The organism is Armatimonadota bacterium (assembly GCA_016789105.1).
GTDB lineage: Bacteria > Armatimonadota > Fimbriimonadia > Fimbriimonadales > Fimbriimonadaceae > UphvI-Ar2.
This window is the reverse complement of the sequence record JAEURN010000001.1, coordinates 84,300-99,854: the sequence shown is the minus strand read 5'-3', so window position 1 is coordinate 99,854 and position 15,555 is coordinate 84,300. Positions and strand designations below refer to the sequence as shown.

Here is a 15,555-nt window from a genome sequence, read left to right as displayed (position 1 = left end):
GCTTTAAAACCCCACCGCGACGCTGAAACCGAAATACCGGCTCCGGGCGAGCAACAGGCTGACCGACGCCCGATCCAGCATTTTTGTGAACAAGAAGTGCGTGTAGTCGCCGTCGTTGACCGCCTGCAGGACGAAATTGTCGGGCAACGCGTAATTCACTCCAAAGGGCATGACCGTCCGCCCATCGAAGGTGTTGGTCTTTATGCTGAGGAACGGCGTGACCGAGGTTCCAGCGATGTGCTTGGAGGCGGTGGCAAAAAAGGCTTGTCCGCGAGGCGTGCTGAGCCGATCCGAGGCCATGCCGACGAGGAAGCTCGGGCAGTTCTCCTTTTCGGGTGAGACGAACCAGCTGAACCGCGGCATAACCAGGGCGTCGCCATCAGAAAACCGGAGGAAGTCGCCGGGGTTGTCTTGGAATCGGGGAACTGGGGCAAGGCTCGCATCGCCACCGCTGCGCTCGATTCCAACGGTGAGGCGGGGGGTGACAGCGTAGTCCAGTGTGAACCGGTGCCGGGCCGCGACATCGTCAATGGCCACAAACCGATAGGCCGCCGTGAATTTTCCGGCAAACCCCCCATTGCTCAAAAGCCTCGCCTCACCGGCACACCCGGCACATGTCGGCGCCAAAGTCAATTGCGGATGGGCCTTTTCTGCCGTGGCGGCCACGGGCCGCACCTTGTCCGCAACCGATGCCGCAAATTTTTCCGGATCCTTGGCAAAATCTTCGTCGCAACCGGGACAGCAGAAATAGTAGCGAACCCCCCGGAAATCTGCAAATCCCGCCGCCGATGAGTGGCTTTCGACGGTTTTCTTCATCACCGGACAGGTCACGGATTCCCGGCTGGGAGCGTAGGCATACGATCCGGGAAGAGAGCGGAACTCCGTGGCATCGGCCGCGGTGGCAAACGGGTACCGGATCCCCTGGAAGTCCAGGGTAGCCGCTGCATCGGCAAGGGCCAGCCGTTTGTGGTTGACCGGGTCGAACAGGCTGATTGCCACGGTCTTGCCGTCATGGGAGGCTTCTTCCAAGTACTTCTCGGGGTTGGCCAGGAATTTGGCGTCGCATCCCGGGCAGCAAAACGAAATTGAAAGTCCCCGGTATTCGATCGAGAGGTCTTTCTGTGGCGAGACTGGGTTCCCCAGCACTGGGCATGAGAGGCTGGCCAGTTCTTGTTTTTGGTCGGACTGGGCAAGGGCACCAAGTGCAGCCAAGGCCAGTGAAGCGGTAATAAGCGTTTTTGAATTCATCTGATTGTCCTGTTGGGTCGTCATGGGGCCATATCAGCCCAAACGGTGACGGGATCACAGGTCAATCGGAGGGGCGCGGGGGGCGCCGGGGGAACGGGATGGGCCCGGTGGAGCATGGGCTTTGGGCTCAGGGAACCGGATGGGGGGTGGGATCCCGGCTGACTTCAATACGGTGGCCGCCGGCTCGGGGATGGAAATCACCTGCAGCGGGGGCGGGGCGGGGGCAAGGTCGGCATGAGCCGCTTGCTTTGGGTGCGAATCGACTTTGCACCCACACTTTTTGCTTGCCCCGCAGCAGCTTGCCGCGGCATGGCAAGCGGGCTTTGCCGAGGCGCACAGGTTCGCTACAGCTTGGGCTGGGATAAGACCCAGGGCCAAGCAGGTGGCCAAAACCAGGCGGAGCAAAAAGTGGGTTCGGGTCACGCCTCTTTCCTTTATTATGCCGTGTGCAGGCCAAAAGTTCATTGTCGCCCCCCCTATGTCAGCCGAACAGGGCTTCTGCCGCCATCACGGCATGGGTTTCGCCATCGGCGGAGCAGATTAGCCGGCCGTCGGGCCCGATGCCGATCGCGGTGGCCTCTCGGCCGTCGAGGAGGCGGTACGGTTTGCCAGGAGTCGCGTCGAATAACCGCCATGCCGGGGCAATTTCTTCCCAACTTGCGGGTTCCGGGGCATGGGCGAGAGCGGCCAAAAGGGTTTTGGCAAAGGATTCGGCTTCAGGCGCTCGGCCCTGGCTGAGGATCAGGCTCGTCGCCCGGTGCCGGATTGCGTCCGGGAACTCTTGCTGGGATAAATTGATGCCAATGCCGACAACGGGGATGTTGACCCCGACCGGGTCTGGCATCAGTTCGGTGAGGATGCCGCCGACTTTTTTCCCCTGGATCACCAGGTCATTGGGCCACTGAATTTGGCACCGCACGGCGCCGGCAAGTCCGACAGCAACTGCCATGCCCACCAGCCAAGGCTCGGGATGACCCCGATAGGGATGAAAGGCGATGCTCATGGTGAGTGATTCTCCCGGCTGGCTGTGCCACTCCCGCCGGAACCTCCCCCGCCCCAACAGTTGGTCGTGGGCCAAGACGGCCAAAAACTCCTCGCCGCCCGCCACCAATGTGCGGGCTTCATCTTGAGTGCTGGCCACACTCGCGAAAATATGTAACTTCCCGTCCGGGACTTGCATATTCGACTATTCGACTTCCAGGTGGATGGCCAGGGCTTTGGCCGAATGTGTCAGGGCGCCGACAGAGACGGCATCCACTCCGGTCTGGGCCACGCCGCGCACGGTGTCCAATGTCACCCCGCCGCTTGCTTCCAAAATGACCTTTCCTTTGTACTTGCGCACAATGTCGGCCATTTGAAACGGATCCATATTGTCGAGCATCACGATGTCTGCCCCGGCCGCGACTGCCTGGTCCACCATGATTTCTGATTCGCATTCCACTTCGATGAGGGTCATGTGCCCGGCGACCATTTTGACTTGTTCGACCGCTCCCTGGATTGAACCTGCGGCCCGGATGTGGTTGTCTTTGAGCATAATGCCGTCGTAGAGGCCCATGCGGTGGTTGGTGCCGCCGCCACACCGGACGGCGTATTTTTGCAAGTACCGCATGCCCGGAACCGTTTTGCGCGTATCGACAATCCTTACGCCCAAATCTTCTACTTTTTGTGTGAACTGGTGGGTCAGGGTGGCAATGCCGCTGAGGTGCATGAGGAAGTTGAGGGCCGTGCGCTCTTTGGTCAATAGCCGGGCTGGGTTGAGGCGACCGCTCAGGATCATGGTGCCAGGTTTGACATGGTCGCCATCTTGGCAGTGAATTTCGGTGTAACAGGAATCCGGTTCGTCGGCTTCGGGTTGCAACAGGTAGGCGGCGATGCCGACACCGCACAAAACGCCCTCCGCCTGTGATTCGATGTACCATTTGACGGGGTCGGACTCTTCGAAAAGGGCGGTTGTGGGGTCACCGGGTCCCAAGTCTTCGGCCATAGCGGCCCACAGGAGGTCGACCCACCCTTCTGGGGCGGGGGCTTTGAATCCGTTACTCATTCGGCGATGATCTCGATGCCGCTCCGGGCAGAAATCTCCTCGACGAGGGTCAAAAAGGGGACTTCCACTCCGTTGCGCATCCAGCCTACCGGAACGCGGTATTTGCCGGCAACCAAGTGGGCCGGCGGTTTGACAGTAAGGCTGCCCCCGTTGAACAGGATTTGGTACCGGTCGCCCGCCTTGGCCACGATTTGGCGCACTTGGGAATAGTCGACTTTGATCCGGCGGGCGATATCGACAAACTCAAAGCCGGTATCGAACAGGTCATATCGGGTTTCGGTCGCCTGCTTTTGCACCACCGTGCCATAGGCTCCCTTGCCCATGCTCAATGCGGCAGTGGCCGCTTGCTTGATGGTGGGGATGATCCCTTCTTCATTGGCGACCCGGGCGATATCCCGGGTTTGGGCGCGGACTAGGGCTTGGTTCCGCTTCGACTCGGTGTCGAACCAGTGCATCACTTCGGCAGGCGTGTAGGTGGTGAGAGGCATGGTTTGCGTCAAGGGTTATACGGGTTTTGGTCAAGCCAGGTTTTCAATCTTGCCCCGCAAGAAGTCGGCCCGGTGCCGGGCCGCGGCCGTGGGCGACTGGGTTCCAAAGACTTCCATCTCCGTGACCCACCCATCGACCTGCCGTGGCGTGACCCCGATTTCTGGCAATCCGATTGCCGCCACCCACCGGACATAGCCGAGGACGAGCAGGGCGTCGCGCATGGAAACCTGGTTGCTCATCACGGCATAATCGATCGCCCCACGGGCCCTTTCCAACGTGTCGCGGGGGGAGACTTCGCTGCGGGCCAGCCGTTCTTCGCGGATCAAGTGGTTGCAGGCGCCGATGAAATCGGTTTCCCGGGTTTGGGTTCCGGAGACCTGGACGAACGCGGCGATTCCCCGCGACGATTCCCCAAACAATCCGCGAGTTGCAATACCCAAATGATGGAGGGATTTGATCATCCGGTTCAACCGGCCTTGATTAGAGAGCCCGACCAAGTGGAAAAGGGCCGACCGGCGGGAACCTTGGCCAAGGTTGGTGGGGCTGGCGGTCAGGAATCCGAGTTCCGGGGAAGATTGGAAATCCAGCCGTTTGGCCAACTCGGCGGTGGCGCGTTCCCCTTCATGGACGGCCCGGCGGATGGACCATCCGCCGCTGACGGCTTGGATCCTCAGATGGTCTTCTTCGTTGACCATGATGCTGACCAACCGGGGTTGGTCGAGCAGGACCAGTCTGCCGGGCTCGGAGTGGGGGAAATCTGGCGAAATGAGGCGGGCCCCTAGCAGGTAGTCCCGTTCGGCCTCGGTGATGTTACGCGACACCGACAAGGCGAGACCGTTGCACGATTTGGATACCGTCTGGGCGATTTCCACCAGCTCTGGAGGTTCACACCGGTGGGGGTACCGGTGGCCCTTGAGGTTCCGCGCGGTGCGGAACCGAGAACTGACAACAATGTCGAGGTCGTCAGCTTCTTCGGTGAGCCATGCCGGCGGCTGCATCGAGCGCAGCACCATCTTTTTCCAAGATTCTGAGGCACGCTCGGGCATCGCGGCTTGATTATGGCGCGGCGCCGGTGACGGGCTACGCCGCTTTGCGGCGCTGTTTGACCGTTTTGTAAACAAAGGCCAAGACTTCTGCCACTGGGCCAAAGAGGTCTCGCGGAATGAAATCCCCTGGTTCGCACTGCTTGTAAAGGGCGCGGGCCAACGGCTTGTTTTCGACGATCGGCAAGTCGATCCCGGCGGCGATCTCCCTCATTTTCAATGCCAGGTGGTCTTGGCCCTTTGCCAGGACAACGGGCGCGTGGACGGAGTTCCGCTCATATTTGATGGCGACGGCAAAGTGGGTCGGGTTCGTCACCAGCACATCGGCTTCGCGGAGTTGCTTGGCCAACCCGCCTTTGAGGAGTTGGCGTCGCTTTTGGTACTGGGCGGATTTGACTTCCGGCGACCCTTCCTGCTCCTTCATTTCTTGTTTCAGCTCCTGTTTGGTCATTTTGAGCTGCTTTTCGACCTCCTTTCTTTGGAAGAAGTAGTCGACCGAGGCGATCACCAACCAAACAAATGCGATTTTCGTCATCAGGCCGTGCAAGACGCCGCCCAAAATGGCCGCCGAAGAGGCAGGATCCATCCAGACGAGGCCCGTCATTTTTTGCCAGTCGGCGGAGATGGCGGAAAAGGCGATCCATGCGAAGATCCCCAGTTTGGCAATGGCTTTCAACCCTTCCATTGCGGCCCGCCGGCTGAAGATCCTTTTGGCACCGGCCATCGGGTTGATCTTCTCCAGTTTGGGGGACATAGGCTCGGCAGTGAAGAGCAATCCGACCTGGCCGACGTTGGCGATGAGGCCAACGACCAGCAAGACCATGAGAAGGGCGAGCGCCCCGCCCAACCAGGGCGCGGCCACGCCCTGGGCAAACCCCATCATGCTAAACGGGGTGACATCTTTTGGGGCCTGGGAAACCTGTCGGCTGAATGCCGGGATCGCCGCCCCCGCGATTCCGCCAAAGATCGAAGGGGCCGCCAGGGTTGCCGCCATGAGCGTGATTGCCCCCGTGAGGTCGGTTGATTTGGCGACCGTGCCTTTCTTGCGGGCCTCTTGCCTCCGCTTGGGGGTTGGATCCTCTGTCCTTTCGCCGGATTCGTTTTCTGCCATCGGGTCAGCCTCCAAACATATGTTGCAATCCGGCGAACGAGGTTTCCACCGCCCTCTCTACCGCGACCACCAGGGCGGGGAGCCCAAAAGCCAAGGTCACCAACCCCAGGGCGAGCTTGGCCGGGAGCGCGAGCAGGAAAGGCTGGGTTTGGGGAACCGCCCGGTTGATCAGCCCCGCGGCAACGTCGATGACGACGGTCACGGCCACAACCGGGGCGGCGATTTGGATGCTGAGGATCAAGAGCTGGCTAAGGAGCATCACCCCGGAGCTGAGCATTTCCCCCCCACCGATGGGCGCACCCTTGAGATGGAAACTGGCGACAAACGCGCGGAACATGAGCTGGTGAGCGTTGAGCAGAAACAGGATCACCGTGGCCAGCCAGAATTTGAATTGGCCGAGCGGAGAGGTCTGGCCACCAATTTGGGGATTGAACAACTGGGCCGACCCCAAACCGAGCTGCATGTCGGCAAACGATCCGGCGATTTGGATGGCGGCCAACAGGAACTGCAAACACATGCCGATGAGCAGTCCAAAAATCGCCTCTCGGCCCATCATCAAGCCAAGCCCGGCCAGGGACTGCACATCCAGATTGATGAGGGGGCCGACCACCGGGGTCAAGGCCAGCGATATCACCCCGGCGGTCATCACCCGGATGTTCACCGGCACAGCCCCACCATAAAGAGGGCTTGAGAGCATCATGGCCCCGCACCGAACAAAGATCGCGGCGAACTGCAGGACAAATGATGAGTCAAGTTGCACGGGTTCAGCCTCCTAGCCGGCCCGCCAGGTCAAAGCAATGCTGCATGAAGCCGACGAGGGTCGAGAGCATCCAGCCGCCCATGAACAGGATCAACAACCCGGTCCCGATCAGTTTCGGCAGGTAAGTCAGCGTCATCTCCTGGATCTGGGTCATGGCCTGGAACACCGAAACGATCAAGCCGGTGAACAAGGCGATTGCCAAGATCGGCAAAGAAATCATCAGGCTGACCGTAATGCCCTGACGGGCCAAATCCATGACGATGGACTGGTTCATGGCGGTTAGGCGTACCCCGAAAGAATGGCCTTGACGATCACCGACCAACCGTCGGCGAGCACGAAGATCAAGATCTTGGCCGGCAAAGAAACCACGACCGGCGGCATCATCATCATCCCCATGCCCATTAAGATGCTCGCGATGATCAGGTCGATGATGATGAACGGAACGAAGATATAGAAGCCGATGATGAACGACGTTTTGAGCTCGCTGACCACAAATGCCGGGATCAACGACATGATGTCGACGTCATTGCGGGTTTGGGCGGTCTGGTGTTTGAAATCCATGAACATCTTGAGGTCGCTCTCATAGGTGTTCTTGAGCATGAAATCTTTGAGGGGGATCTCCGCCCGTTTGACCGCGACCTCGAAGCTGATGGGGTTGGTTTCTGCGGTGAACGGTTTGATCGCCGTCTCGTTGATTTTGTTGTAGGTCGGCCCCATCACGAACATCGTCAAAAACAAGCTGAGACCGATGATCACCTGGTTGGGTGGGATGTTTTGCGTGCCCAGGGCGGTCCGCGTGAAGCTGAGGATGATGACGATCCGCGTGAACGCCGTCGTCAGGATTAAGATCGCCGGAGCCAGGCTGAGAACGGTGAGCATCGCCAGGATGCGCAGAGATGTGCTCAGCTGTTCTTTATCGCTACCGGAACCGATGCCCAGATTGATGCTCGGGACGGGAACGCTACTTGGCTTGGGCGGGGCCCCGGCGGTTTGCGCAAGGGCGAATGTTGCCGCCAGCACCATCAACAAAACCAGGATGGGCCGGAACAGCGGGTGGCGAGTCGCCTCGCCGAGAGTGCTCCCCAGGCGATTCATTTTTCGTCGACCAAACCTTGGAGGTGGGCAAGGCGTTCTAACAACTCTTCGCGCGATGGGGTTGCCGATTTCCGCCGGGGGCGGGCATTGGCGGCATAAGCTTTAACGGCCGGGTTCGGCTTGGGTTCTGCCGCTTGCTCCACAACGGCATGGGTGACCACGGTTTGTGCCTTGGGATTTTCCGATTCCCGGTCGAGGATCTCAAAAAATGCGGGGACGGGGTCGCCTGGCAAAGTGGTGGGAACCTCGGAGAGGCAAGTGACACCTTGCGGGGTCACGGCCAGGAGCAACGATTTCCCCCGTACGGTCACAACCTGCAATGTTCCCGTGGCAAAAGATGCGCTCTCTTCCAACATGATTGGGCTGTTTAGAGAGGTGGACATTCCCTTGTTGAACTTGGCCACCACTTTGGGCAGGGCATATTTGAGGAGGAAGAAGACGAGTCCGAGGGCAACCAGCATCGGGAGCAGTTGTGCCGGATCCATGGTTTGGCCAGTTGGTTTTGCCGTTCCGGCCCGCATGATGTCGGATTTGGTGCCCAGGTTGGGGCTTACCGATTGGGCCAGCAAAAATGCGGGGATCAGAATGCCAGTCAGGGTGAGGGTGGGGCGAACCATAACGCAAATCAATCCAAACGGGGTCAGGCCGCGTCGTTGAGCCGGGCCAAACGGTCGGCGGGACTAAGGATCTCGGTGATCCGGACGCCGAAGTTGTCTTCAATCACAACGACTTCGCCATGGGCGACCAGGCGGCCGTTGACCATGACATCGACCGGTTCGCCGGCCGCTTTGTCAATTTCCACAATCGAACCCGAACCGAGTTCGATCACGTCTTTGACGACCATTTTCACCCGGCCGAGTTCCACGGTGACTTCGAGGGGGATGTCGTAGAGGAGTTCAAGCCCGGATTCTTCCAGGCCGGCCAGCGCGCCTGGGGAGTGGGAACCGCCGGAAGCGGAACCCGATCCATAGGGAGATGACCCGGTCGATTCTGTGTTGTTGAAAATGGCGGCAGTCTCTTCATCGACCAGCCAGGTGAGGCTCCCGCTGAGCTCGTCGCCGCTGACCCGGACGTTTGTCCGGATAACGGTACCGGCCACCTGCATGTTGTTGGGCAGGCTAAAAATCTGGAGTCGGACCGACAGGCCGCTGGCGACCATGGCCTCGTTGCGGATGTTCCCAGCGGCCAAACACAGGCCTTGAACGATCGCCTCGATTGAGTCGCGGATTTCGGCCAGGGTGTTTTCGTCAACCGAGTCTTCTGTCTTGCCGGTGACAAGGTTGTAGATATCGACGAGGGTGTCTTGGGAGATCAGGACGACTTGAACGCTTTCCGGATTGTTGGCAAAGGCAAATTGGATGATCAGCTTGGGGCTGGACATTTCGCCGTACAGGTCGCTGATTTCCGTCGGCATTGTGATCGCGTCAGAAAAGTTGATCGCCGTGCCGGCCGCCTCGCTGACGGCGAGCGACACGTTTTGCCAGATGTTGGACTGCAAGTTGCTGAACTTGTCGACCATTTCGGTAGTGATGTTTGCCATGGGTTAGTCCTTGTTGATGATCCCGTTGATGTGGAAAGCGATTGAGTTGCCGTTGAGGCTGGGCGTGCCAGCGAATTTGTCTTGGTCGGCCACGGTGAGCACCATGTCTTGCTTGACCTTTTGATCTAGCCTAATGACATCGTCTCGCCGGAGCATTAGGAAATCTTTGACGCTGATTCGGCTTTTGCCCATCCTGATCGCCAAGTTGACGGGGGCGTTGTTCAGCTGGCCGGTGAGCGCATTGCGGTGGGCGGCCGTTTGTTTGCGGTTGCTTGTCGCGGCAAACCATTTTTGGGCGCTGAGCTTGGCCGTGATCGGCTTGAGGACCATATAGGGGATGCACAAGCTCAAGGCCCCGTGGGTGTCGCCGACCCGGACTTCGAACAAGATGCTGACGACGATGTCGCTTGGCGGCGCGATCTGCACGAATTGGCTGGACGTCTCGATTTCCTCGATGCTGGGGTTGACGATCACGACGCCTTCCCAAGCCGATTTAAGGGCGACGAACATCTTGGAGACGACTTGGTGGAACAACGGCTCTTCGATGTCCGTGAGGTTTTGCCGCTTGACCGAACGACCAGGACCTCCCAGGAGTTTGTCGATCATCGTGAAGATGAGGTCGAACTCCATTTCGATTGCCGCTTGGCCGCTGAGCGGCGGGATGGAGAAGATCGTGAAAACCGAACTGGAAATGCTCCGCAAATACTCTTCGTAGGGCACCTGTTCCAACGAGATTAGGTCGATGTTGACGTTGGTGCGGAGGAGGCCGGAAAGGTTCGTCCCGGCTAGCCGCCCAAATGTCTCGTGCAGCATTTGCAAGGTCCGGAGCTGTTCCTTGCTGAATTTGTCGGGACGGCGGAAGTCATAGACTTCATAGGCGACCGCACTCCTGGACGTGCGTTTGGAAACGGTCGACGACCCACCGTGCGACTCCCTTGTTTTTTCGGGGTCCGCCGATGGCGAGGGCTCGCCACCCGAAAGTGACCCCAAAAGGGCTTCGATCTCATCTTGTGAGAGGATGTCCGACAACCAAGTCTCCTGTCCTGCCCAATTCCAGATGGCCTGGTGTGGGCTCTCAGCTTGGTTATTGGGCTTCCTCCCGTCAGTCTTTAGAGGAGGAGGGCGCAAAAGTTGAGAACTTTCTCTAAGATTTGCTATCCGGCGGGAGGGGCGGGTTGGCTACAACGACCTTTTTCCCCGGCTCTGGTTGGATCATTGCCCAATCTCCCGACTTTTTGAGCACTTTGGCACCGGTCACTGTTCCTTTGACCAGGGGGATGAAAAGCGGTTTGCCTTTGAGCTCCGCTGGGATCGAAACCTCCCAGGTTGGCTGCTCTTCGGCCGCGCTTTTAACGGCGGGTCCCAAGTCTTCGGCGGCACGGGTCGTGAGGGCAAGGGTTCGGCCGAACAACCGCGGTGGACAGATGCGGCTGAGGTAAACGATGGTGTTGACATAGCCCCAATAGGCCGTTTCCGTCCTTGTTTTGAGGAGGGGGAAATCGGGGCCCGAACCGGCCATGGAGAGGACGATCGGTTTCACTTTGGCATCGTAGTAAGCGTCCAATGCGGCCTTGTCGGTAAACAGCGTGTCTTCGGGCGCGAGCTTGCCTTTGGCCAAGTCGTCCCGGAACATGGCGAGGAAAACCCTTTCGCCGATGTCGCCATTGGTGTAGCTTTCCGGTTTTTCAAACCCTCCGGCCGGAGGGATCACCGCATGCCCATATTCGTGAGCGAGTTCCCGCGAAAGCTGGATGCCTCTCTTCGCCTTGTCCATCTGATAGACGGCGATCAGGTTCTTCGGCGATGGGCGGTCGGCGGCATCGAGTTCTTGGTAGTCATAGACGAACTTTTGTTGTGAGCCCGAATCGCCCGATTTGCAGAGGTAAACATCGACGGTCTTTTGAGTGCGGGGGTTGTGGTCGAGGTCGCACCGGTAGTAGGCGTAGTCCCACAGCCGGACCATCATCCGCGTCACCCATTGGCTGATCTCGTCGGGTGTTTCGCTTGCTCGGGATTGGCTGAAAACCCGGAACCTGACGCTTGCCCCCGCGCCAGCCGCCGTTTCCGCCATGCCCACGCTCACAAATGGGAATTGCCATTCGGTCTCGGGCATCTCCTTGACCGTCCGCATCGGAGAGATGTAGTGCAAAACTTCCAACATCGCTCCTGGCGAGGATTGCGACGGCAAGTCGATTTGGGCAAAGAGTTGGGCGGTTTGGGGGTCTTGGGGTTGGGCCAGGCAGCTGGCCAGCAGGAGGGCACCCAGGATCGACATAGTCTTAGCAGTGTGACGCACTCACCGGGCGGTTCGTTTTAATGCCCGGTGCCTTCCAAGAACCGTTCGGCGTCGATGGCCGCCATGCAGCCGGTTCCGGCGGCGGTCACGGCCTGCCGGTAGACGCTGTCGGCAACATCCCCGCACACGAACACGCCGGGGATTTTCGTTTTGGTTGAGTTCGGCTCCCGGTGGAGGTAGCCGACCTCATCGTGGTCAAGGAATTCGGTGAAGAGATCGCTGTTTGGTTTGTGGCCGATGGCGATAAACACGCCATCGATGGGCATGGATCTGGTTTCGCCGGTCACCGTGTCGCGTAAGACGACACCCGTCACCTTTTTGCGGGGCTCCAGGTCGCCCAAGATTTCGGTGATTTCCGCATTGGTCACCAATTCGACCTTCGGGTTTTCTACCACGCGTTGCTGCATGACTTTACTGGCGCGGAAGACATCCCTCCGGTGGACGAGGTAGACTTTTTCTGCGTGCTTGGTTAAGTAGTTGGCCTCTTCCATCGCCGTGTCCCCGCCTCCGACGACGATGACGTTTTTGCCTCTGAAGAAGAACCCGTCGCATGTGGCGCAAGCCGATACGCCGTAACCGCCAAACGTCACTTCACCCTCGAGCCCCAGCCATTTGGCCGATGCCCCGGTTGAAATAATCACCGACTCCGCCATGTATTCCGCGCCGTCCGCCCAGATCCGGAACGGGCGCTGGGAGAGATCCACCTTCTCGACTGTCTTTTGGATGACCTCCGCCCCGAAACGCTCGGCCTGTTTGCGGAAGAGGTCCATCATATCGGGGCCCATGACGCCATCGGGGAAGCCCGGATAGTTCTCCACATCAGTCGTAATCATCAGTTGGCCACCCGGTTCGGGCCCGGCAAAGACGATGGGCCGGAGATCTGCGCGGGCTGCATAAAGTGCGGCCGTGTATCCGGCCGGGCCGGTTCCGATGATGGCGACTTTGTGAGTCATATTGGTGGAAGGAGGTTACCAGGCAACATGTTCCCCCGCCCCAGGGTGAGACCTAATGGACATTGGGTTGCAGTTCTGGCCAACGCCTTGCCGATAATCCGCATGAGGATCGGATGGAGTCGCGGAACCTGGGCGGAAACAGGTCAGGCTTGAAATGGGTTTTTGTTGGGCTTGCGGTCCTCCAATTGGCGCTCACAGTCGGCCTGACCCTTCAAATCAAAGGCGGGATGACTGTGGTCGCCATCGGGGCGTCAATCACGGCCGCTGCCTCGATTGCCGCCAACATTTGGGTGTTTCTCACGGTCTGCCGGCGCATCGATGCCGAGTCGGCACAGATGCAGTCGGATAACGACGAGCTCATCAGGCAACGGGAAGAGATCGAAGGGATCCTCAACCGCCAGCAAGAACAGCAAGAAGAAATCCAGCAAGCCCTAGACCTGGCCGAAATCCAGAAATCGATGCAAGAACACGCATCACGACGGTTTCAAAGCCTCTTCGAGGGTCTGCCGATCGGTGCCGCAACATTTGATGCCGAAGGCACGATCTTTGAATCTAACCCGCAGATGGCGGAGCTGACCGGCATCCCCACCCACCACGCGGTTTTGCACCCCATCGCGAAATCCCTCCGCTGGGATGACGGTGCAGAACTCCTCGAAGGGATCATCGGGCAGGTAATGCACGATGGGGAAATGGTCTCCGTCGAACGCAGTTTTGAATTCGGATCGCAACTACGAACCGTCAACTTCCGGTTCTTCCCGCTGCGCAACCGGGACGGCAACATCCTGGGCGGGATCGTTTGCGGTTTGGACATCACCGAACAAGTCGCCGCACAAAGGAGGCTCGAAGACATGGCGGCCCTGCAAGAGGCGGTTTTGGATGCTGCCGAATATTCGATCGTCTGGGCGGATGAGAACTGTTCGATTTTGGGGATGAACCGGGCTGCCGAAATAATCCTCGGGTATTCCGAGGCGGAGTGCGTCGGCCAAAAACGGCTTTCTGATTTCCATCCAAAAACCGAAATCGGCCTCCGGATAGCCGAGATCGAGGCGACCACCGGCGATATTCTGGAAACCGGGCCGGATCTGTTTGCCTACTTGGCGGCCAAGCCAGGGAATTCGGTGACGGAGTGGCAATACCAAACTTCCGGAGACGACCAGATCGATGTCAACCTCAGCCTCAACGAGATCAGGACCGAGGCCGGCGGGATCCGCGGTTACCTGACGGTGGCAAAGGACATCACCGAAGAGAAAGCGGTTGCCGAACAACTCAAGATGCTCAGCATGGTCGCCCGGCAGAGCATGAACAGCGTTTTGATTTTGGATTCGGCGGCGTGCATCATCTATGCCAACGAGGCATTCCAACGGTTGAGCGGATTCGAGTTCGGCGCAGTCGTCGGAGAAACCCCGTTTGCGTTCCGTTCGGAGGTCGACCCCAAGTACCAGAGCCTGCCCGAGCTCAGCCAAGCCCTACGGCGCCACGCGGAATACCAGGGTGAAAACTTATTCAAACGACCGGATGGGGAGGAGTATTGGAGCCGGGTCTCCATCACACCGATCAAAAGCGACTCTGGGATCTGCACCCATATCGTGGTGATCGAAGATGATGTCACCGAACAAAAGGAAGCGCAAATCCAGATCGCCAAGAGCGAGGCGCGGTTCCGCGACGTCGTCGAATCAGCCGGTGAATACGTTTGGGAAGTCAATGCCGATTTTCGGTTCACCTACGTTAGCCAAAAGGTGGAAGACGTGCTCGGCTTTTTGCCAGAAGAACTTTTGGGGCACAATCCGCTCGACTACATCGAACGGTCAGAAGTCCGGGAAGTCCAAAACCGTTTGGCCGAATCGGTTTTGGACGGCATGCCGGTGAAGAACTTGTTGCTCAATTCCCACGGCAAATATGGCCAACGGGTCTGGCAACGGTTCAACGCCATCCCCGTGTTCGACGAAATGGGCGAGTTGGCCGGATTCCGGGGGACAAGCCTTGATGTCACGGAACAGAAAATGGCCGAAGATGCCTTGGCAACCGCCAACATGCGCATCAAACGCATTTTGGAGAGCATCAACGACAGTTTCTACTCCCTGGACCCCTCTGGTCGGTACACCTATATCAATGCCTCTGCCGCCGCCAGCATGGGGGTTGAGGCCATCGACCTCATCGGCACGAACATTTGGGATTCGATGCCCGAGGATTTTTGGCAACCGGTTCGGGAACTATTCGACCGAGTGCAAGAAACCGGCGAAGACGAGAACATGGAATTCATGTACCCGCCAACCGGTTCCTGGCTGGAATTCCGCACATATAAAAACCTTGACGGCGGCATCAGCGTGTTCTACCAAAACATCACCAGTCGCAAAGATGCCGAACGCCAGATCGAGGACCAGATGGCGGCGCTCAACGAAGCCAACGTCCAGATGGAAATCCAACAGTCGATGTTGCAAGAAGCGAACGAAAAGCTCTTGAACCTGGCTTCTACTGACGGTTTGACCGGGCTGAAGAACCACAAAACGTTCCAGGAGTTCCTCTCGGACAAAATGGCCGTCGCCGACACCGCGGGAATTTCGATCGGCGTCAGCCTGATGGATGTCGACAAATTTAAGCTGTTCAACGACGGGTTTGGCCACCTGGCAGGGGACGAGGTTTTGAAACGGGTGGCCAAAACTCTACAAGAAAACGTCCCAGCTCCGCACTTTGTCGCCCGCTATGGGGGCGAGGAGTTCGTGATCGTCGGCGTGGGGCTCTCCGAAGACGGGATGGTGGAACTGGCAGAAGACTGCCGGATGGCCATTGAAGACCAAGATTGGCCGCACCGCCAAGTCACGGCTAGCTTTGGCGTTTCAATGTACACGAAAGACGTGGAGAGCAAGGCGGAACTCATCGACCGGGCCGACCAGGCCCTCTATGCCAGCAAAGAGGCCGGGCGCAACCGGGTGACCGCTTGGTCCAAGATGAAGGAACCGAAAGCCGCCTGACGCGGTA

General features: G+C 58.7%; 16 protein-coding genes. 1 reads left to right on the top strand and 15 read right to left on the bottom strand.

Going from position 1 to position 15,555, the window contains the following annotated elements; genetic code table 11:
* Positions 1 to 3: 3 nt before the first annotated feature.
* The 15 genes from JNM28_00495 to trxB form a co-directional block, all read right to left on the bottom strand.
* On the bottom strand, positions 4 to 1,248 hold the full coding sequence (locus JNM28_00495) for a YHS domain-containing protein (GenBank protein MBL8066910.1): 1,245 nt from the start codon (positions 1,246 to 1,248) through the stop codon (positions 4 to 6).
* Between the two features lie 54 nt (positions 1,249 to 1,302).
* On the bottom strand, positions 1,303 to 1,671 hold the full coding sequence (locus JNM28_00490) for a hypothetical protein (protein ID MBL8066909.1): 369 nt from the start codon (positions 1,669 to 1,671) through the stop codon (positions 1,303 to 1,305).
* A gap of 58 nt (positions 1,672 to 1,729) precedes the next feature.
* Complete coding sequence (locus JNM28_00485) at positions 1,730 to 2,389, bottom strand: biotin--[acetyl-CoA-carboxylase] ligase (GenBank protein ID MBL8066908.1); 660 nt, start codon at positions 2,387 to 2,389, stop codon at positions 1,730 to 1,732.
* A gap of 45 nt (positions 2,390 to 2,434) precedes the next feature.
* Complete coding sequence (gene nadC, locus JNM28_00480) at positions 2,435 to 3,292, bottom strand: carboxylating nicotinate-nucleotide diphosphorylase (protein ID MBL8066907.1); 858 nt, start codon at positions 3,290 to 3,292, stop codon at positions 2,435 to 2,437.
* On the bottom strand, positions 3,289 to 3,780 hold the full coding sequence (locus tag JNM28_00475) for a hypothetical protein (protein MBL8066906.1): 492 nt from the start codon (positions 3,778 to 3,780) through the stop codon (positions 3,289 to 3,291). Before JNM28_00475 ends, nadC begins: the two co-directional genes overlap by 4 nt.
* A 30-nt stretch (positions 3,781 to 3,810) precedes the next feature.
* Positions 3,811 to 4,827: a hypothetical protein gene (locus JNM28_00470; protein ID MBL8066905.1), complete on the bottom strand. Its 1,017-nt coding sequence runs from the start codon at positions 4,825 to 4,827 to the stop codon at positions 3,811 to 3,813.
* 34 nt (positions 4,828 to 4,861) lie between these two features.
* Positions 4,862 to 5,935: a flagellar biosynthesis protein FlhB gene (gene flhB, locus JNM28_00465; protein ID MBL8066904.1), complete on the bottom strand. Its 1,074-nt coding sequence runs from the start codon at positions 5,933 to 5,935 to the stop codon at positions 4,862 to 4,864.
* Between the two features lie 4 nt (positions 5,936 to 5,939).
* Positions 5,940 to 6,695: a flagellar biosynthetic protein FliR gene (locus JNM28_00460; GenBank protein ID MBL8066903.1), complete on the bottom strand. Its 756-nt coding sequence runs from the start codon at positions 6,693 to 6,695 to the stop codon at positions 5,940 to 5,942.
* Positions 6,696 to 6,699: 4 nt separating this feature from the next.
* Positions 6,700 to 6,969: a flagellar biosynthesis protein FliQ gene (gene fliQ, locus JNM28_00455; protein MBL8066902.1), complete on the bottom strand. Its 270-nt coding sequence runs from the start codon at positions 6,967 to 6,969 to the stop codon at positions 6,700 to 6,702.
* A 5-nt stretch (positions 6,970 to 6,974) separates the two neighbouring features.
* Positions 6,975 to 7,790 carry a flagellar type III secretion system pore protein FliP gene (gene fliP, locus JNM28_00450; GenBank protein ID MBL8066901.1) on the bottom strand — a complete coding sequence of 272 codons (816 nt, stop codon included), beginning with the start codon at positions 7,788 to 7,790 and terminating at the stop codon, positions 6,975 to 6,977.
* On the bottom strand, positions 7,787 to 8,407 hold the full coding sequence (locus JNM28_00445) for a flagellar biosynthetic protein FliO (protein MBL8066900.1): 621 nt from the start codon (positions 8,405 to 8,407) through the stop codon (positions 7,787 to 7,789). Before JNM28_00445 ends, fliP begins: the two co-directional genes overlap by 4 nt.
* 23 nt (positions 8,408 to 8,430) lie before the next feature.
* Complete coding sequence (gene fliN / locus JNM28_00440) at positions 8,431 to 9,330, bottom strand: flagellar motor switch protein FliN (GenBank protein MBL8066899.1); 900 nt, start codon at positions 9,328 to 9,330, stop codon at positions 8,431 to 8,433.
* A 3-nt stretch (positions 9,331 to 9,333) separates the two neighbouring features.
* Positions 9,334 to 10,359 (bottom strand): flagellar motor switch protein FliM, encoded by a 1,026-nt coding sequence (gene fliM / locus JNM28_00435; protein ID MBL8066898.1) that lies wholly within the window; start codon positions 10,357 to 10,359, stop codon positions 9,334 to 9,336.
* A 115-nt stretch (positions 10,360 to 10,474) separates the two neighbouring features.
* Positions 10,475 to 11,605, bottom strand: a complete 1,131-nt coding sequence (locus tag JNM28_00430) for a hypothetical protein (GenBank protein MBL8066897.1) — start codon at positions 11,603 to 11,605, stop codon at positions 10,475 to 10,477.
* Between the two features lie 38 nt (positions 11,606 to 11,643).
* Positions 11,644 to 12,579: a thioredoxin-disulfide reductase gene (gene trxB / locus JNM28_00425; protein MBL8066896.1), complete on the bottom strand. Its 936-nt coding sequence runs from the start codon at positions 12,577 to 12,579 to the stop codon at positions 11,644 to 11,646.
* A gap of 113 nt (positions 12,580 to 12,692) precedes the next feature.
* On the opposite strand from trxB, the gene JNM28_00420 reads away from it, so the two are divergent.
* Positions 12,693 to 15,548, top strand: coding sequence for a PAS domain S-box protein (locus JNM28_00420; GenBank protein ID MBL8066895.1), 2,856 nt, complete (start codon positions 12,693 to 12,695; stop codon positions 15,546 to 15,548).
* Positions 15,549 to 15,555: the final 7 nt, after the last annotated feature.